This is a genomic window from Agrobacterium sp. Azo12, from assembly GCF_029193765.2.
GTDB lineage: Bacteria > Pseudomonadota > Alphaproteobacteria > Rhizobiales > Rhizobiaceae > Agrobacterium.
This window is the reverse complement of record NZ_JARFYO020000003.1, coordinates 807,057-827,181: the sequence shown is the minus strand read 5'-3', so window position 1 is coordinate 827,181 and position 20,125 is coordinate 807,057. Positions and strand designations below refer to the sequence as shown.

Below are 20,125 nucleotides of genomic sequence, written 5' to 3'. Positions count from 1 at the left end.
GGCCCCACATATCCTCAGTGATCCAAAACGCTCTTCGGAAATTCGAGTGTACGATCGTATCCGGGACCAAGTCCCGGACGACTATGTTTGCTACTATTCTCGCTCCTGGCATCAGGCTGACACGGACGGCGCCGAGCACGATGGAGAAGCGGACTTCATTCTGGCCCATGCGCAGTACGGGTTGTTGTTTATCGAAGTGAAAGGTGGGCGCGTGAGTTGCCGCGAAGAGGATGAGCAGTGGCTAAGCACAGATCGGGATGGGTTCCGGTTCAAGATCAAAAATCCCATTGCTCAGGCAAGGAGCAGCAAGCATCACTTTTTGAAGCGGCTGAACGACAACAGGCGGCTGGGTCGACGATTTATCCGCGCTCGCCATGCCGCGGTTCTGCCGGGGAGCGCCAAACCCACGCGCGCACTTGGTCCTGACGCACCGCTCGACATCATAGCGTTCGGCGATGACATGGATACTCTGGGGAAATGGCTGGTTGATCGGATCAGGGAAGGTGGAGATACCCGTGAGCAGCCACTCGGCCTCGACGGTATGCATGCCTTGGACGAGCTGGTAACAGGTCACTTCGAATTGCGCGCTCACATTGGAACGAGTCTTGCCGAGGATGCACAGGTGATCGAGCGGCTGACAGCCGAACAGGCGTGGCTCCTCGACTCGCTCGAAGACAATCGTGAGATGGCGATATCCGGTGGCGCCGGAAGCGGAAAAACTGTTCTGGCCATAGAGAAGGCATTCCGGTCTTCGGCGGACGGTCGACGGACGCTCCTGACGTGTTTCAACGCTCCCTTGGCTAACTATCTCAAAGAGCTCTGCAAGGATCGACAAAACCTGATGGTTGCGAGCTTTCACTCAATCTGCCGTACAATCGCCGAACAATCAGGCACGCCACTTCCACGGAATAGCGGTCCGGGATATTTCGAAACCTTGCTTCCGGAAGCTCTTGTCGAAGCCGTTACTTCGAGCCCCGAACTCGGATTTGATACAGTCATTATCGATGAGGGACAAGATTTTCGAGACAGCTGGCTCAACGCTCTCAGGCTGTGCCTGCGTGATACTAACATCGGTGAATTTTATGTGTTCTACGATGACAACCAACGGCTTTTCGCTCAGGACGACACTTTCATTCGCGCTTTGCCGCAATCCAGTATCTCGCTTACCCGCAATCTCCGAAATACTCGCAAAATTCATGCCCTCATGTCGAGGTGGTACCAAGGAAAGTCGAACCGTGCTGCTGGACCGGAAGGAGAGGCCGTTGGTGCAATCGGCGTAAAGCGGTCCGATTTGGCTTTTGCACGCCTCAACGAGCGCATTGCACATCTGGTGCGTTCCGGCCAGGCAACCCCTGGCCAAATTGCCGTTTTGACGGGTCGGGCGAGCGATGTTGAAGGCGGCTTGTTTCGTATCGCAGGCGCTGAATCGTGCCGGGCAGATAATATCCATGCGGAGCGAATTATTTTCGACACCGTCCGGCGGTTCAAAGGTCTATCCCGTCCGTGCGTCTTCATCGTACGAATAGAGGATATCCGTGAACCGGAACTTGTATACGTCGCGACGAGTCGTGCAAATTTGCTACTCGAAGTGGCGGGCACCGAGGAAGAAATTGCGCGATTTGGCATAGCGTTTGGGGAATAGGTGGTCTGCTTTAAACAAAGCACTTCACTTATCAGCAAAGCCAGTGGAAGCAGTATGGTGTACGCCCGTACGAAGATCTACGAATTTGCATATCGTATCTGCTACGAAGGTACTTTCAGATAAGCCGACAAGTTTTGTATGGAGCGGCTATCGCGATCGCTTTACGGCTTCTATGGGCCTCAACTTCGGCAATTTTCCCGGTTCTGGGCTTGGAGTGGCCGCCTGATCGTATGTGACAGTGGGGAGACGCGTACGGCGGGGTGAACGCCTTGTTTCCTGCTTTCGCGTTCATTGCTATACTTCTGACGCTACTATCGGCTTTCCTCGGTCGTGATGTTGCGCCAAATATACAGCCTCGCTTTTGAGGATGTGAACCGACGACCCCCATCGTGCAGCACGATGTTCGCACCACTTTCCTCAACCCCTTCAGTTAATCGACTCTCAGGAACCACAGGTTTGGGGGGGGAACTTGACAACGGTAAAACGGATGGGCCATCTGTGGCATCTGCAGACAAAGATGCGTGTAACGCCTATCGCACGGCGCTTGTCGAAGGTTACGGACGAATGGGGGAGCAAGCTAATGGCGCACCTTTTCTGCGCTCAGCTGTTGCACACGATGCTCAAATCAACGTTGATCGTCTGCTTGAGATAGGTAAGAGCTGCTGCAAGTACTTGTGACTGATCATCGGTCACGCTCCCCTTTTTAAGACCAGGCTGCACGATCAAGATTTCAGTGATCGCAGGCTTTAAACGGCTGACTTTGACCATTTGAGCGACAGTAGCCACATCACCTTTGAGGAATCTTGTCGGACGAGTTCCCGTTTTAAGTGCGTCTTCTCTCCTTCGGATATGCGCGCAGAGCTGCTGGAATCTCGCGTTCCACTTTGTCGAGCGGACAGCTTGCGATGCAACTTCAACAACATCTTTGACGCGCTCTCCCGGCTTAACTCCTCCAGAGAATTTACAGTGGACGAGAACAACACGAATACTATCCTCTAAAAGCTTTAGGCAAACAAGGTCGGCGGCTTCTCCACTGGCGTCGTCATCGAATACGACATCGAACTCACCATCTACGAAATATTTTGCGGCGTGGCCTTGGATTGAAGTTTCTCGCTGTACACCATCCTTCCACATCGACTCCTTCGTAATGTCCACGCCTTTCCAAACCCAGGGCTCATAGCGATCGTCTGGGATCGCAAGTTCCTGAGGATTTTGCGGTCTGATATGCAGATTGGCGTCGAGTTCAGTTAGGTCGACGAACCGGAATAGAGGGGGGCGTTCGCAGAAAAACTCTGCCAGCAGCTTTGACATTCTTCCGATTGAAATTGTAAGTGCGTGACCTTTCTCCTGCTTCACTGAGAACGCGTTCTCGCCGCCTAACTCGAACAAGAATGTCCCCAGCTCACCTGCGGTCGCCTCAACCAATCGGAACTTAATGGTGTTAGCCTCGCGGTCGATAGAGAGGTACTCGATGTCGCACATCATCAACGAGTAGGTCACACCCGCACGGATGATTTCCACACGCTCTTCCGATTCCCGAACAATTTCGTACGGCCATTCCATGCAGAGTAATTCTGCATCTGGAAGTGTCGTCACTTCCGTCGGAATCAGGACGTTTGCGAGTAGGTCTTTGAGATCGATCTTTGGATCTTGCAACTTCTCGCCAAGTTTTTCGCTCCACTCGTTGAATTCGGGTATCGTCCCTTTGTCGCGGGACCATATCCGACCCTTGACTGAGCATCCGATGCTGACCTGCTTCCCGTCCTCCCAGCCGATGCCGCTCAGGTTCGATTTAGTTGAACCACCTTTTTCGGTGAGGCCCAGCGCCTCTTCAACCTGTGCACCGGTATACATCGCATAGGATAGATTGCGCCTGCCGTGCTTCTTTAAGCCAATGTTTTGGAAGAGTAGTCGCGCAATCTTCCCGAGTGACTTGAAAATTACTTCACCGGATATCAGATCATCCGCACCGACCGCCGTTGCCAAACCAACAAAATCCGATGAGTGGTCACTAGACGAGAGGTAGAGTAGGCTGCGGGCTTTGTCGAAATGTAATACGAACAGTGCCCACTCCGTGTCTCGCACAGCTTTAGAACGACACCATTTCAGGTAGGGTTGAGACTTCGTTACGAAGAACAATGTGTCCTCGCCATGCAGCCACGCCCTATACGGAACAAGCTGCTCCGGTAATCCGTCGACAAAGGCTTTGGGCCTGAATGTCTTGGCGTTGTAGACAAGCGTGCTCAAAGTCGGGCGCAAAAGCCTGCGGGAAATTTCAGTATCGCTATCATCTTCTTCACCGACGATAGGCTTCGCGTTTTGAAGAAATTCGATAAGCTTGGCGTGCTCCTTGGCAGCATCAGAACTTAGCTCAGAAAGTAGCTGGTTCCAGTCCGCGTCCTCGCTATAGAGCCGTTCAAGCGCAGTAGAGACATTTGGCTCGGCAATGTTGGCAATGATTGTGGCATCGCCGATGTTCTCGCCGCTACTCCGGGTAAAACGACCGGCAAACTGCAACAGGATCGCTAGACTCTTGTGAATATCGTGAATCGCCGCGATTTTCAGTTCAGGTAGGTCAAAACCTTCGCCCAGCATATTAACGCAAACTACGATACGGCTCTCTCCTGCGCGAAGCTGTTTTATAAGAGCATCACTATTGCCAACTTTGGAATGGAGAAGAAGCGGCTTTAGGTCCTTTGCTAGACTGTCGTAGATTTCATGAACTTTTCGAGCTTTGGTAATGTTCTTGCAGCGGACCATCATTAAATGGTTGAAGCCCTTAGCGAGATCGTCTCTCAACCGCGCAATTGCGGCCTCTGCAATAACCGCATCAACTTTAGATGAAACCGGCTCGTAGATCGGCTGAAACGTGATAGGCTTGAAATAGTTTTCTTCCTGCGCACGGCGCAACGGGTAGTTGAATATAACCTGTCCGTCGACCAGCAGACCATCTCGCCGAAACGGCGTGGCGGTAAATTGTAAAACCTTCCGATCGCGAAAGGCACGGCGAAAAGTACTCCAACCTTTAGCTGCAACGTGATGTGCTTCATCTACGAACAAAACCTTGACGCGTTCAGCGATTTTCTCCGCCAAATTAAAAGGGGTCGTGTCGATGGCGTCGTCATCCGCCTCACCAGCAATCTCGTCATCGGGTTCGTCCTCATCTTCGCCGTTCTCCTCAGCACCCTTGTTGCCTTGGAAGGCCGACATGGTGCTGATCACGACATGGCAACGCTCAAATATTTCGAGGTCTTCTAGACATTTCGGCCGTTTACTTATGATGCCAACAATGGGGTTGTGTACGTCTTCATCCAACGCGTGGAGTCTCCGCAGCCAGCCAAAATTCAGAAACTTTCCTGCTGTTTGGCTGCGCAATGCATCTGTTGGGACAATGACTAGAACGCTTCGACAATCGTAGGCCGCAAGAGTCGCCAGCATTGTTTCTGTTTTGCCAGTGCCGGTCGGCATGACCACAGTTGCTGGTTGGCTGGTTAAACTCCAGTGAGCGCCGATGGCATGTAAAGCACCGATCTGAGGAGGGCGAAGGCCCTCATTCCCACTGGAAACAGTGCCATCTGCGTTTTGCTTTTCGTGATGGAAGTGAAATGAAGAAGGCCAAGAACTGGCGATAGAATCGAGAAGAGTTTGCCATCCTGACTTCGCGGCGATCTCAATCATCTCGTCGATGACACGATGGGATTTCCATGAAAGACTCCCATCTAATTTCCGATGCAGAACTCCATCTACATTTTTTGGTCGGGCCAAATTCGAGCGTTCAGTGATGAGAACGGTCTCTCCGTCGTTTATTGTGTAAACAGTTTCCTTAGACCTCGATGTTACCGCGACTTCGCCAGACGGCTGAGCAGAGACAGTTTGCTGGACCCGGAGACAACATTGTATCGTACCGACGGATGTCTTGATCGGTCCGTAGTTGAGTGGTGGCAAGCTGATCTCGATCGGTTGATCGATTGCTAAAGTATTAATAGCATCCACGTCAGGCGGCCCCGTAATTGTCCCTATTCGAGACAATAAGCTACAGGTTGTATATTTTCTAGGCCCTTCTGTTCCATATGCTTGCCATCGTCACCAATACCTTGACGAAGCCGGCCTATGAAGGCTACCTCTGCTAGCGGCCTTGGACCAGCGTCGCATGCTGCTCTGCGCCGGAGCCGGCGAGTTCCTCCACAATCAGTCGATGCTGCTTCGTTTATCTTCCTGTTTCATATTCTTCGTGGTTGGAGAAAGATAGGTAGTGAGATCTAACCTGCTGCTGAACGGAAGTTCGCAAAATGTCGGCATATTGTCTCAACCTCCTAGAGGCCAATGAAACAATAGAATGCTGTCGCGAGTAATTGAACTAGAAGGCGTAACAGGTAAGGTGCGCACCATAGGTCTTTCAGCGGCATCCCATTTCGCTGCGACACAAACGATTGTTAATTTCGCTTCAAACCAACCCCCACGCCCGAAACCTTCCCCTACCGGTCATCTCGCGGAGGCCGAGTTCCTGGACGATGCGCCGTGCGGCCTGTGGCGTGACGTCGAGGGTTTTGGCGATCATGCCGGCCGACACCAGCGGCTTTGCCATCACCAGTTCGATAAGCTCGGGCAGTTTGGACGAGGCGCGGCGCCCCAAAAGTTTGCGCTCCATCATCTGGCGGGCCAGTGCCAGCCGGTCATGTTCCTTTAGACCGATCTCGGCTGTCGCGACAAATGCCTCGGTTATTGCCAACAGCCTGACTTCGCGACTGCGATGGCGGCGGCGGTCGACCGAAATGGTTTTCAGGCCGGTGTTGATGGCGGCGAGATGATTCTGGGTGGTGATGCTGGCCTGCCGCAACAGCGCGGCCGACAACAACCGCCCCAACCACGGCGCGTGCTGCAACACATCGACACTGTTCCAGGCATCAAGGACCACAATCGACTGCAGCATCGGTGGCAAGTCTCTGGCCTGCCGCAGCACGGTGCGCCATTCATCCAGCCGGGCATCTTCATCCCAGTCGAGATCATAGACCAGCGGATCTTTTTCGGCCGGGCCGACCCGACCCGGTGTTCGCGCTTGGGCGATGGCGGCTTCCGTGCGGGCCAAGAGCGCATCAATCTCGGCAAACTCGCCAGACGGCTGATCCGCATCGCCGTCTTCAGACGTCCCCTGCCCTGCCGCCGGGTCGTCATCCACGATCTTACTTGCCACGCCCATTCCTGCTTTGCCCGACGATGCTACAGACCACGCCTGCTCGGTTCGGTCCTCGCGCAGACTGCGAATACCGTCTGGCGACAGCGCCCAGTCGGGTGGCTGCGCGACAATCCGCCGTCGGGTTTTCAGAACATCGCGGGCGATGGTCAGTTCATGGGTCGGGGCACGCACATCGCGAGTGGCGTCGTGCAGCACCAGGTCTTCGAGATGCACCAGCTCACCATCGATCCATAGCGAAGCACACGCGTCGCTAAAATTCTGGCGTTCACACCAGCCGACGCCGACGGTCGAGCGTGCAATACGCTCGTCAAGACGACAAAACGCTGCCGTGGCGTTGCTGAGCGGTTTCAGCAGGGTGTGGATGGGCAATTTGGCAAGATCGTAAACCATTGAAATCACGGTAAATGATTTGTTAAACGAATGCTATATGTGTTTTAGTGTTCTCCAGTGGGTATGGTTAACAGTTGGTATATCTACCATCGATAAGTGTACCTTATCGATGGTAGATGATCTGGAGTCGCAGATTGCTTATTTCGGCCATCTTCCCGGTCGCGATGGCTCCTGTGTATCGCCAATTTCCGTCTCAAGATGAGGATCGTGGCAGATTTGATAAGATCTGATGGAGTCAATTGCATCGCCGGGAGAATTGAGCGGAACTATCTAGAAAACCAACTCTGCCAGTCGCCTTGTCGGGAAATCTAACGCGCCACGTGACCGGCTGCATGAAAGCATTTATGCCGCCTGTCCGCCGTTCGTCTTATCGCGTTGCTTGATCGACCATGCGTGCCCGAAGTGATCGAAGATCACGATCACCTTATGACCTTCAGCAGCTATTTGCAGTTCATCACGTTCGGTGGCGCCGGTGGCTTTGTGGCCGCGACCGCTGATGCGGCATTTTTACATCGAGCCGTATTACCGATACTTATAGATCCCGGCACTTTAGGGGGCCGCTGCGCCACTGCTCAGCCTCACGTCGCGGATTTGAACGGACCGCACTTACGGCCAGACCATGCAACATGATATCGACCGCAATCAATTCACCCTGATGAGGGTGTTTTCTCAAAACTTTTGCGCGGAACGCAGTTTTGTAAAATAGAGCAGCCTTTGCCGACTGCCGTGGTGCACGGAGATAGTCGAGCTCACTGTCGTCTTCACTTCCAGCAGTGCCCTGCAAGTATTCCAGTTCGGGAAACCGAGTTGCTGCGACATGATTTCCAGGCAGTCACTACGCGAAAGTCAATGTTGCGCCCAGCCAATGACGAGCGCAACGCCTTCACCATAGCTTTCGAATTGGGTATGTCGATCGTCTGATCCCTCTTTGGGCGCTATCGATGTCAGTGCTCGACAACAACCCCGTCGGGTCAAACCATTTGGGGGTACGTTCGCCATTCCAGTTTGAGCGAGCGGCAGGCCGCCGCAGGCCACATCCACGATAGCATTGCAAATCAAGGTGGGGTCAACCAACACGACCGCAGCAAGCCTCGCAGCCTGGTCATGCCGTGCACAGGTTTAAACTGGCTCATTCTGCTCGCTCAATCGGCATTCTGCGGAGCGACACATAAACGAAATGACACACCGAAACCCATGTGGACACTCACTCGTTTCTGAGGACCGGCGGTCGACACCAACGACACAATCCAACTCGCCGAGCAGACAGTTCCCCCTAAATCACGTTTGATGACATTTATCGTCCTTCGTGTAGGCTCCCCAACAGGCAGATTTTGCTCACAGCGCATGGTTGGAAGAGATGGAAAGTTCCGAACATCAGGACGTAATCGACAATGTCAGTCCATCGGCCATCAGCGCAATCTGCATTCGTTTAGCAGGCGGCCTCGAAAGTCCATTGACCACGCTGTTCGAAAAAAACGCTGACAGACCTGCGTCACCAGCGTCGATCACCAAGCTGCTCACGGCAGTGACCGCGCTGACTGTATGTCACGCAAAGGATATATCCTTGGCAAAGGAGTTATTAGTCCTGCCAGAGGATCTTGTAGAGGGATCCGGAAACAATCTCCGCGCAGATGATCGGTTAAGCGTTCGCCATGCTTTGATTAATCTCCTTCTGGCGTCGTCAAACGTTTCGGCCAATGTCATAGCCCGTTCGCTTGGCTCAATTCTTCTCAGTGACCGATCAATCGGACCTTCCGCGTTGGATGCCCAGAGCCGTTTCATTGATGAGATGAATTCAGTCGCGGCACGCCTGCAGATGCAGTCATCGCGCTTTCTGAATGCTCACGGTTTGGCGGTCAAAGGGCAACGTTCCACCGCTCGGGATTTGTCGCTGCTGGTTTTGGAGTGCCTTCGGCACAGCATGATTTTTGGCGTCTGGGGTTTGGAAAAATACGGAATTCAAATAAATGGGCCAAACCCACGGCGGCTTATCGTACGATCAGTCTTCATAGGCTCAAGCCGCAGAGCACTCCCAGATTTTTCCATCCCTCAGTTCAGAGGTGGAAAGTCCGGATCCTTGTGGCCATCGGTGTTCAATCTTGCTGCTGTCTCGACACTCGAAAATGGCAATTCAATCATTTCCGTCACTCTGGGGTCCCCTACCCTTACCGATCGTCATCAGGATTACCTCCTTATGCTGAAGGTCGGAAATGATGAGCCTTCGCACTAGCAGCCCGATTACCACCAGATTTCCAGCCATCGGTGATCAATTCATGGGCTCCTAATTCTAGTTAGTCGATCAAGACTACCTATACGCCCAACAGAGATCATCAGCCGCATGCAAAAACCGTCAAATTCGACCGCACAGACGAAGAGACGGCTAGGATGAGGAATTGCTCGTCTCGAGCGCCAAAACGCGCGCAGGGCCATCCTGCGGCCGAAACTGAACGCCCTTAGCATGACGCTGAGATCACGAGATGTTCTCCACTGATGGTGAAATGTCTAAAAACACTCTGCCGCACCTGGTTGATTGAGCCTATTCGAGCTTCGTCTGAATAATGAGCCGGTGACAGACCTGGCGTCACATTCCGCGGGTGAGTTGATCTGTCATGGCAAATCATCGAAAATAACCGCCATCGCGGGTCTTGAAAGTACGAGCGTAACCCGGAGCAGGAGCCGTAAATGTCACGACCGGAAAAAACCGCTGTCCAGCTTCGAGCAGAAGAACTCGACACGATTGCAGCCGTTTTGCCAATCGAGCGCCGAGACGAACTCGCAGAGCTTCTAACGGATCAGGATGTCGAAACATTGCGGCATCTCGTCAACCAGGGCATGGGAGAAAATACGCTACGGGCGCTTACGTCTGATCTTGCTTATCTCGAAGCCTGGTCATTGGCTTCAACCGGCAGCCCCCTGCCCTGGCCAGCGCCAGAGGCATTGCTTCTCAAGTTTGTTGCTCACCATCTATGGGATCCGGAAAAGCGCATAGCCGATCCCGACCATGGCATGCCTGACCCGGTGTCCCAAAGTCTGCGTGACCAAGGGTTTCTGCGCGCAACGGGCCCACACGCACCAGACACTGTACGTCGAAGACTGGCATCATGGTCGACATTAACAAAATGGCGCGGTCATACTGGTGCATTCGCCTCCCCTGCCCTCAAATCCGCGATACGGCTTGCCGTTCGAGCAACGCCACAGGCCCGTAAACGCAAAAGTACCATGGCCGTTACAGCTGATGTGCTGTCAAAACTGCTGGCCACCTGTGGAAGCGAAAGTCTAAGGGATCTACGTGACCGGGCAATCCTCATGCTTGCCTTTGCATCAGGCGGTCGCCGCCGCAGCGAAGTTGCCACCCTGCGCTGCCAACAATTGATCGCCGAGCCTCCTGTCACAGCGGAAGATGGCAGTTCCCTGCCCTCTCTCGCCATTCATCTTGGCCGCACCAAAACCACCAACGGCGAACAGGATGACATCGTCTATCTCACGGGGCTGCCGGTGGAAGCATTAAATGCATGGCTGGTCGCTGCGAAAATTGAAAGTGGAAGTGTGTTCCGGTCGATTGGCAGGTGGGGAACGGTATCACGGCGCGCCCTTGATCCGCAGTCTATCAATGCCATCATCAAACAACGCGCCGTGATGGCCGGACTGGACCCTACGGAAATCTCAGCACATGGTCTGCGTTCTGGCTATCTGACCGAAGCTGCCAATAGAGGCATTACTCTGCCCGAGGCCATGGAACAGTCCAAACATCGCTCTGTCCAGCAAGCTTCAAGTTACTACAACAATGCCACACGCAGAAGCGGTCGCGCAGCGCGGATCCTGTAACGCATTTATATTTCTCGCATCACACGCCCAGACCGGGCGGGTATTCAATCGTGAAGGAAAAACTCATCCTCGCAATCGGCGCTTTCCGGAATCCATTACAGTTATGACGATTTTTTCTGGCGGGCGAACTGCGATAAAGCATTCAACGCAGCTCTCAGAGCCTCATGCGGATTGGGGACACCAATCGGCGTTCGAACTTCGAGTCCGTCTGATATTTTCAAGTAGGATATTGGCATGTGATCTTTCTCCTTATCGGGTCAGATCCGATTTTTTCTTGCTTCGTTCGGCGCTGGTTTTCCATCTCAGCCAGCCGCCTGGCAGCTTTTTTTTTGCAAGATTGAAGACGCAAAGCTTCCCCGTTGTGCCACCGATCGAACAACTCCGAGCTATCAATTGCAACGGCCACTTCGCCACGATAATTTGTGGCCATGAAAATACTCGCAATTTCCGGCAGCACCCGCCAACAGTCCACGAACACGGCTCTGTTAATGGCAATAAAAGCCGCCTCCCCCAATGACATTGCTATCACTGTTTTTGACGGTGTCGGAAGTTTGCCGGTGTTCTCACCTGACCTTGAAGGTCCCAACCTTCCCGAAAGCGTTCAAGATTTCCTGCGTTTGATCGCCCAAAATGACGGTCTGCTGATCAGCAGCCCGGAATATATCCGAGGCATTCCAGGTGGCTTGAAGAACGCGATCGATTGGTTGGTGTCTGGCGATCAGATCATCGGCAAGCCGATTGCTCTCGTCCACGCGTCGCATCGTGGTGACGACATGCTGGTCGCTCTGCGCAAAGTGCGTCCACCATTAGCAGCAATTCAATGAAGAGCTGTTCTTCCGACTGCCAGTGATGAAGGAAACGCCAGAAGCGATCCAGGAAATTTGAAAGTTGCGGAGAACAGGCAAAGAGTGGAAGCGTTTTTGAGGGATTTATGTCCTTTTGGCAAAATCAGCTGGGCTCGCAACCGCTACAATAGTGCTGCGAACTACAGTCCGAAGCGCGTTCCGTCCCGAGAAATTTGTACCAAAGATCGGCGTACGCGATCACTCAACACACTGTTCCAGATGCTGCAGCCTTAAAAAAATGGCGGCCATTTCGACAATGACCGCCATTCTCAACATCACCTTACGCCGGCAGGCAAAACTTCCCACTTCCACAAGTGTTCCGTTTGGAAATATTTCTGAGCAAACTCACGAACCTGATCCGCCGTTACCTTTCCATAGCCCTCCATGGTATAGCGGATAAGTTCTAACCGGCGTGGGTCCGTCTGCGCTTGCTGCAGATAAAATGCCCAGAAGTCATTGGTCTGCTGCTGGTGTTTGAGCGTCTCAACTGCCGGCTCCCGCGCCCTTGCCAGTTCGTCGTCAGATACGGGATTGGTTCGCAGATCGGCAGCAACCTTGTCCAGCAGCGTGTAAAAACTGCCAACCTTTTCGGGCGTCGTCTCAAGAGAAATATAACCGAAGCCATATCCCGGTAAATCTCGCGACAGTTCAGCACTGACTTGCAAACCGTAAGTCGAACCCTCGGCAATTCTGAACTGGTCAATCAACCGGTTTTGCAGAATTTGGGTTGAGATATCTGCGATGAAGGAACGCGGAACGTCCGAGAAAAGATCACCGATCGGGACGCCAACACTGATCGCGGCCGTGTCATCTCTTCCCGTATGGTTGGAAATCAGCGGCTTATCGTTCGCATCGGGAAACTTCACGACAGTCTGATCGCTCTGCGGTGAGGTTTCGGCCCGCTGCGGAAGCGCACCGAATGTACCGGCTGTGAGGCGAATAGCGTCATCAACCGTCACATCACCGACGATGGTGATTTCAATCGGCCCCTTGGAAACCAGCGGTTTGAACAGCGCCCCGACATTGCCAAGCGTCGCGGATGACAGTTGTTCACGGCTCGGGAATGCCCAGCGCGGATCGTTGGAGTGTACCAATCCGGCAAAATCTCGGCGCACAACGCTTCCAGCGGTGGCATCATATTGGTCCAGGCTGCTCAGATAAGCCTGCTGCACTCGCTTGAAAACTTCGGGGCGGTAGGTTGGGCGAGATGTGTAGGCAGCCATCAATTGTAACTGGGTCTCCAGATCTTCCGTACGTGTGCGCCCATCGAACCGTACGGCACTATCGCCAACCGAGAAATCGATGCCAAAAATCTTTCCAGTCAACGCTTTCTGGATGTTTTCAAAATCCAGATCCTCCGTGCCAGACAGTATGACGGCCGGAGAAGCCCACAGGGGCGGGTAGGGGTCACGCGCAATTTGCGATCTGCCACCACTGATATGTTCGCGCACCAGAACTTCATTGGCCCGCAGCTTTGTAGGTTTGACGGTCAGGCGCACACCATTGGCAAAACGCACCATGGTCAGCCCGAGATCTTCAACGGCCTCGCGCTCCACAACGGCCGACGATTCACCAAACGACGTGTAAGGCCAAACGACATCTTCTGCGCCAGCAAGTGCGGAAACGCTAATGGCGCGGGTTGTGCTATAGGCAGATCGTACGGCTTCTTCGCCACCTTCAGGGGCTTTTGCTGCCTGGAGCAAGACCTGCGGACCATTGCCGGTAAATGCAGCGCGCAGCGCAGCGTTGACTTCATCAACCGTAACGTCACTGGTTATAGTCTCAAAAAGCGAAAGGTCGTCCTTCGGTGATGTGAAGACCTGATCGGCATCGACACTACCAGCCAGCATGGAGGCGAGGGCAGTGGAATTTCGTGTCGCGGCACCTGCAGCGTCGGCTTGCAGGGCCGAGCGGAACTCGACAATCTCACGCTGGAGTTCAGCTTCTGTGACACCAAACTCCTGAATACGGCGTTGCTCCTGATCTATCGCAGAAAGCGCGGCCTGCCATTTGTCGGGTTGAGAACTGGCGGAAACCACCGCAAGTCGGGCAGATTTCAGCAGGCCTTGCGTACCGGCATTCGCGCTGATGAAGGGCGCATCAGCTCGACTCGCCATGACACTCAGACGACGTTGCAAAACCAGAAAGCCAAGATCTTCGATGAGATCATCGCGGCGCTTAGCCACAGAATCTTTCGTCTTGTCGAATGGACGTGTCCAAGCAATCTGCACGCGCGTCATGTTTCCCGGACGGGCCACAACATTGACCGTTTCACTCTTGCTTTTCAAAGTGCCAAAATCCGGCGCTGGTTGTTCTGGCCCACTGGCTTTCCAGTCACTGAAACGCTCACGGATTTCGGTCTCCAGAGCTGCGGGATCAACATCGCCAACGACGATCAAGGTCGCGTTATCAGGACGATAATTGGCAGTATAATATTCTCGCAGCAGATCGACGGACGCATTACGAATGATCTCGGTTTTGCCAATTGGCGAGCGCATCGTAACGCGCTGGCCTTCGAGCAAAGAATTGAGAACACTCACACCAGTACGGTACTGTGGCGTATCGCGCAGCCTTTCTTCAGAAAGAATAACGCCACGTTCGCGATCAAAGGCAGCAGCATTCAGCGTCAACTCGCTCGCGGTTTCACGCATCAGTTTCAAACCGGTCGAAATCGTATCGGCATCGACCTGCGGCAGATCGAGCGAATAGACCGTCTCGCTATAGGACGTGTGCGCATTGGTATCCGGCCCGAATGCCAGACCCTTGCGCTGGAGCATACGCACCATCTCGTCTTCGCCTACATTTGTTGAGCCTTTGAAGGCCATGTGCTCGAGGAAGTGGGCGAGGCCCTGCTGATTATCATTCTCGTCAAGGGAGCCGGAACCAATACGAAAGCGGATCGCCGCTTGATTTGGTGGTGTAGTATTGCGCTTGATGGCAAATCGCATACCGTTTGCAAGCACGCCAAACTGGACATCGGGATCTGCTGCCAGATCACTCTGGGCCTGCGGCCAGGACGTGGCGACATTCTCGGCCCGAACCGGCATTGCCAAGCCAATGCCTATGGAAATTGTCGCAAGCGCAATAAGCGTCTGGCGGGCGGAGTTTGTTATATATTTGAAAAACATCAGTGTTCCGGCAGATTGTCATTGATATGCAAGGGAATATCTCAAAGCGACTGGTTCGCTTCAAGTGCATATTCTCAGATAGCGAAGTGTTGAATATGTGACTTCTGCCAATTTGGTCTCGCCATCCTACTTCGGCTGAGCGCAGACATGCTTGGATTTGGAAAGTAAACTCGGGGCCAAAAACATACCCGAGAGAGATAGCGGGAAATTTCCGTACTGAATTGAGGGCGCAGGCGAGGGCAGGGGAATAGGCATTCTCAAGCATCACGCCCTTATCGAGGTGGCTCGAGTATAAGAAGTCAGGTCGTCTTGCCGTCTACCAAGCCGACGCGGAATATTGCCGCAATTGTTGAAGATCACCACGTGCTCCTCATTCCAGCCAACGGTCTCATTGTCGCGTGTCAAAGCATCCGCTGGGCCGCAAGCAATGAGTGACGTTGGTACCAAAATTTCAATGATCAAAAGCGACAAAGGGTTTTAGCGAGTGTGCATTTTTCGACGGTCCTTTTAGCACTCTTCAGGTTTCCGGTCTGATGCTGCGGCATCGATGAGCTCGCTAGCTCATTTGCTCATCAAGTATAACAAAAGGAGAAGGAGACGCTAAAGCAGGGTAGGGGACTGCAGTCATTCACCACAGTCATATGAGAGCAATGCGCAGCGACAGCCCAAGGAAAAATCTTTCCGTTGTTCTCGTTTCGGGTGGCGGTCGGGCAAGTCCCCTCCATTTCAAACATGAGCGTGGTGAGGTGTCGGGTAAGACGCATCCGAAAGGCACGCAAGGAAAAGTAACAGCTGTAACTTTTCCTTGCTCACTTGCTGGCGGGTGAGACGTCAAGAGGCTGGCGCAAAACTTTGGCAGGGCACTAATTACAATATGATCACCGCGACAAAGTTCTAAACGACGTCCTCGTTCATCCCTCTGTAATTCACACTGAGCTCAGCCGAGAATTGCGTCATTTCGAGATTGCTCAACATCATCCCTTCAAGCATGTAATCGAGTTGAACGACCTGTGACTCTTTTGCTGACCATCAATCCGGATGCTGCCCCAGTTCTTCCCGATATCAAGTTCAAACTTGAGCCGGGAAGGGGAGTGCAACATCGGTGTTCTTAGACAGCACCCAAAAGTTACAGCTGTTACTTCTGGGTTTTGCCGTATCGGTTATCGGCCAGGCCAAACAGACTGCGCTCCAGATTCAGTTTCCCTTCAAGGGCACGATCGATCATCGCTCGGAAATAACCACCGGGTTTGCTGATTTGTTCGGGATCACGAATGGATTTTTCGAGCACTGTGGCGAGAATTGCCGCGGCAGCATAGGAGCCAACCTTCTGTTTGCCGTCCGCCCAACCTGCTTCTGACAGTCCAATCATTCGCCGCAACACCTCACCCGAACGAGAAAGTGTCGCCCAGGAGTCGAATTGAGTACCTATCATCGCCTGCGCTTCGGGGCAGGCGGCTTGGAGCAACCCCACAGATACGGAGCCAAGAATTTCACCTTGAACGGCATCAACACCCCGTTGGGCCACACCAAAAGTTTCTTGCTCAACTGCTGGATTTGCCGAAAGCTTTTTTTCAAAAGCTATATCGGCCGCGTAGCGGTCGCTACGTAAATTATCTTCGCGCTCGTTAGAGCGTGTCCTTTCATTCTTACTTTCAGTTGGAGATTCTAGGGTTGTATTAATAATAGCGGTGACACTGATGTCACCCTCGGATGTCATATTAAAAGGAATATGCTCGGATGGGAGACTTTCTACTACCCTATCATGCAGCAACTGAGTCTCTCTTGCTCCTGCTACAATATCGACCTTCAGGAGGCCAATGGCCGCAAGCTCGGCACGAACATCAATTGTTTCGTCGGGAAATGCTACGCACATATCCTCAATGGCCCGAGAAAGCCTGGCGATGTCGCGCTTTGCCGCAAGCTCGATTGCCAGTCGCTGTTGGTAATGGGTGACGGCCTGCGTCAGCTCTTCAACTCTTACACGCGCTGGCGTGAAGTCGATGCCAAATCCAGCGACAACCTCGCCTTGATCGTTGCGATAAACAAAACGGCGGCCTGTAGAACTGTCGCGGTAAGCTGCGATGCCTGCTTCGACCAACCGACGAATGCATCTGATAACAGTGCGTTCCGAACGCATGGTGTATTCCGCCAGCTTTGCATTGGATATGGCGACGATCGGCCGACCTGAGCCCTTCCAGTCATCAGCACGCGACAGGCCAAGCAGGATATCCATCACATGATAGGTTGTTCCATCAATGCCAAGCACGGGCGCTGCCTTTTTCAAAAGCAGTGCGATTTCGGATTTTGTAGTGTCTGGAACGTCGTTTGCCATCGCCAATCGGGCGCTCGCAACGATCCCAGGAGTGACGCGTCTAAAGGACGCTACTGCAGAAGCTTCAGTCATAGCTTACCCGCTGCGATCGCAAGATCACATTCCCAATCGGTCGATTTTCAGGAAGCCATCGGAATTTAGACGCAAAAAAACGGTCTCTGCCAGTTACAGAGACTTGATTAACGCGTTCGTCCGTCTTAGAATCAGATCGTTACAGCTAATGTTGACGGTGCTTCGTGTTCCGTTGGCCAATGGTTTAAGGGTCTATCGATTGCAGTCGATGGGCCCTTTTCCGTTCTGGCGACTAGCTCATCCCAGAATCCTTTCGTTGTTGGTCCTGAAATTCCGCAACAAGTTCGGGTAGCCGTTGCAGCAGCCAGTCCGAAAGCCCGGGAAGGCGATTGTCCGGAATTGAAATCCGTGTCGATGTATCTGTACGTTTCGCCGCGATGACGACGCCATTGGCCACCGTCACGTCGACGGCAACCGGTTCGCGCTTCGCTGATTGATCGAGAACATCAAGGATCAATGAAAAACGCTGATCGCTTCCAGTAGCAGCCCAGGATGGAGATGTGGTGAGTTCGGCAACCGCGGCGGCCTGCGCTCCATTCAAACGACGGTCCTTGATGAAAGAGCCCAGTTTTTCCCATTTCGGGCGTCCAATCGACGAGGCTGGCCCGATCAACCGGATAATGTTTTCCGGGATCAACGATGCGGTGTTTGTCAGGATCGAAATATAGGCAAGGTTTCTGCCCTCTTTCCGACCCAGCGCATCAGAGATAACTTCTCTGGAATATTTACGATCGCGAAGAGTAAGGGCAAACAGCGCCTGTTCGATAAAAGACAGGTTCAGACGCTCAGAGTTTTCGATGCCCTGAGAAACGACAAGTTCCTCATCACTCATATCGCGAACGATCGCCTTGACCGGCCGTTTCAGAATCTGGCAGGCGCGAAGCCGTCTATGTCCGTAGGCGGCTTGATAATGGCCTGGACGGTTTGCGAGCGGACGCACCAGAATAGGCAGCTTCTGACCCGCATCCCGGATGCCCTCGACGAAGGCCTGAAACGTTGCATCGCCTTCAATATCAAGGCGATCATTCACAAACGAACCCACAATGTGGTCCGGATCAAGCTCGACAATCGACTCCGCGGACAGCAGCTGATCGTGCAGGCGCTTATTCTCGTCCTCTATCGAAACGAAAGCACGGTCCATGGATTTGACGGCCGTTGAACCGACGCGTCGCTTTTCATGATCGACAACGGACACTGGCGTATGCTTTGCAAGCGCCGCCGTGTCGACATTGGCGAACAGGCTCTTCATGCGCTGATTTCGTTCTTTGGGATTTGCCATTATCTGCCCCACACGTCTTTGATGTGAAGGAAAATTTCACGGTTCACGGAATCCACGGACTCGATCGCACGATTGAGCGTGTCGCGCCCGACACTGCCTCGTGACAGTTCGTAGAGACTCTTTTTTTCCAGACCCGCACTCGCAATGGCCGTGGTTTCCACAACAGCCGGCGCCAACACATCTTCCTTGAAAAGAGAGCGCAGCAAGGTGACGACATTCACCTGCGGCCCATCATTCGGGTTGTGACGGGTAATGACATAGCGAATGAAATCGTGACTAAGCGTACCGCCGCGATCTTCGATAACGCCCATCAGATCGCTCATCATCGCCAGAAACTGGTTCATACTCGCGACATCGATCATTGCCGGATGAATAGTGATCAACAGACCGGTTGCCGCGCATAATGCACCGAGCGTCAGATAGCCGAGCTGCGGCGGCGCATCGATCAGCACAACATCGTAATCTGCCTCAACTTCCGAAATGACGGATGATAAGCGGCGGAAGAAAATCTCGTCGCCACGACCATAACCTTCGGCAATCGCCTGAGGTGTCTCGTGCTCATATTCCATGAGTTCAAGATTGGCCGGAATGAGGTCAATCCCGTCGAAATAGGTCTTTCGGATCACCTCACGAACGGGTCTGCGCTTCTCATCATAACGAATAGCGGCGTAAACAGTCTCGTTTTCATCGACGTCAAATTCCGGCTGGTAGCCGAACATCGCTGACAAAGACGCCTGCGGATCAAGGTCAATCGCAAGAACGCGCAGGCCCTGGATTGCCAGATAGTGCGCCAAGTGAAGGGTTGTCGTGGTTTTTGCCGAACCGCCCTTGAAGTTTGCAACAGCAATAACCTGCAGCTTTTCTCCGTCACGACGGCGGGGCAGAAACTCCAACGCCTCGTTAGGACGCTTACGTGCCAAGTGTTCACGGATCTCGTTGACCTGGGCTAGCGTATAAATCCGCCGGCCATTGTCCTGCCGGTCCGGGATTGCGCCTTCGCCATCGAGCGACATTTGCCGCAAGGTCGATTCAGCGATGCCCAACAGGCTGGCAACTTCGCGAGAGGTAAATGTCTTGAGGCTCTTTTCAATCTCTGGCTCATACAGTCTTTCGCGGATAGACTGGAGCTGGGCAGACAACAGCTGAGCCTGTCGGCTAATCTTCATTGCCGACGATTCTTTTGGTTGAATTCGCTGTTGGTTCGTTGTCATTTCGCCTCACGACGGTTTTTTCGTGATTGTCAGTAATTTACCGTCGACCGACAGTTAACCGATTCCGCATTTTCGTCAAATCCTACTTGGTTAATGAAATCCTATCATCGACGTCAACTCCGTCAGATGTTTACACCTGTTAAGAGGTCTTCGCGTCTATTTATCAATATCTTAACCAATTGGCCGCCGTCCTATGGGCATCTTTTG

At 53.1% G+C, this 20,125-nt stretch carries 9 protein-coding genes and 1 pseudogene; 4 read left to right on the top strand and 6 right to left on the bottom strand.

Annotated features, from left to right (window positions below):
- The first annotated feature begins 46 nt into the window (after window positions 1-46).
- Window positions 47-1,642 carry an NERD domain-containing protein gene (locus PYL13_RS25790; RefSeq protein WP_275642788.1) on the top strand — a complete coding sequence of 532 codons (1,596 nt, stop codon included), beginning with the start codon at window positions 47-49 and terminating at the stop codon, window positions 1,640-1,642.
- A 600-nt stretch (window positions 1,643-2,242) separates the two neighbouring features.
- Here PYL13_RS25790 and PYL13_RS25785 read toward each other — a convergent pair.
- Both PYL13_RS25785 and PYL13_RS25780 read right to left on the bottom strand, forming a co-directional pair.
- Entirely contained in the window at window positions 2,243-5,635 is a 3,393-nt protein-coding gene (locus PYL13_RS25785) for a DEAD/DEAH box helicase (protein ID WP_275642787.1), read from the bottom strand.
- A gap of 451 nt (window positions 5,636-6,086) precedes the next feature.
- Window positions 6,087-7,235, bottom strand: a complete 1,149-nt coding sequence (locus PYL13_RS25780) for an RHE_PE00001 family protein (protein WP_275642786.1) — start codon at window positions 7,233-7,235, stop codon at window positions 6,087-6,089.
- Between the two features lie 1,348 nt (window positions 7,236-8,583).
- On the opposite strand from PYL13_RS25780, the gene PYL13_RS25775 reads away from it, so the two are divergent.
- From PYL13_RS25775 to PYL13_RS25765, 3 genes and pseudogenes are all read left to right on the top strand, one after another.
- Window positions 8,584-9,456, top strand: coding sequence for a D-alanyl-D-alanine carboxypeptidase family protein (locus tag PYL13_RS25775; RefSeq protein ID WP_275643073.1), 873 nt, complete (start codon window positions 8,584-8,586; stop codon window positions 9,454-9,456).
- 452 nt (window positions 9,457-9,908) lie between these two features.
- A complete protein-coding gene (locus tag PYL13_RS25770) occupies window positions 9,909-11,051 on the top strand; it encodes a site-specific integrase (RefSeq protein ID WP_275642785.1) in 1,143 nt (380 codons plus the stop codon).
- 428 nt (window positions 11,052-11,479) lie between these two features.
- Window positions 11,480-11,977, top strand: a pseudogene (locus tag PYL13_RS25765) (NADPH-dependent FMN reductase); the annotation flags it as partial.
- Window positions 11,978-12,171: 194 nt separating this feature from the next.
- Here the strand turns inward: PYL13_RS25765 and PYL13_RS25760 are convergent.
- The 4 genes from PYL13_RS25760 to repA form a co-directional block, all read right to left on the bottom strand.
- Window positions 12,172-15,024 (bottom strand): M16 family metallopeptidase, encoded by a 2,853-nt coding sequence (locus PYL13_RS25760; protein WP_441296696.1) that lies wholly within the window; start codon window positions 15,022-15,024, stop codon window positions 12,172-12,174.
- A gap of 1,135 nt (window positions 15,025-16,159) precedes the next feature.
- Window positions 16,160-17,428, bottom strand: a complete 1,269-nt coding sequence (gene repC, locus PYL13_RS25755) for a plasmid replication protein RepC (protein ID WP_275642784.1) — start codon at window positions 17,426-17,428, stop codon at window positions 16,160-16,162.
- A 232-nt stretch (window positions 17,429-17,660) separates the two neighbouring features.
- Window positions 17,661-18,707, bottom strand: a complete 1,047-nt coding sequence (gene repB / locus PYL13_RS25750) for a plasmid partitioning protein RepB (RefSeq protein ID WP_250983854.1) — start codon at window positions 18,705-18,707, stop codon at window positions 17,661-17,663.
- The gene (repA, locus tag PYL13_RS25745; protein ID WP_250983855.1) at window positions 18,707-19,918 is read right to left on the bottom strand and encodes a plasmid partitioning protein RepA; all 1,212 of its coding nucleotides are present in this window, start codon (window positions 19,916-19,918) and stop codon (window positions 18,707-18,709) included. Before repA ends, repB begins: the two co-directional genes overlap by 1 nt.
- Between the last annotated feature and the right edge of the window lie 207 nt (window positions 19,919-20,125).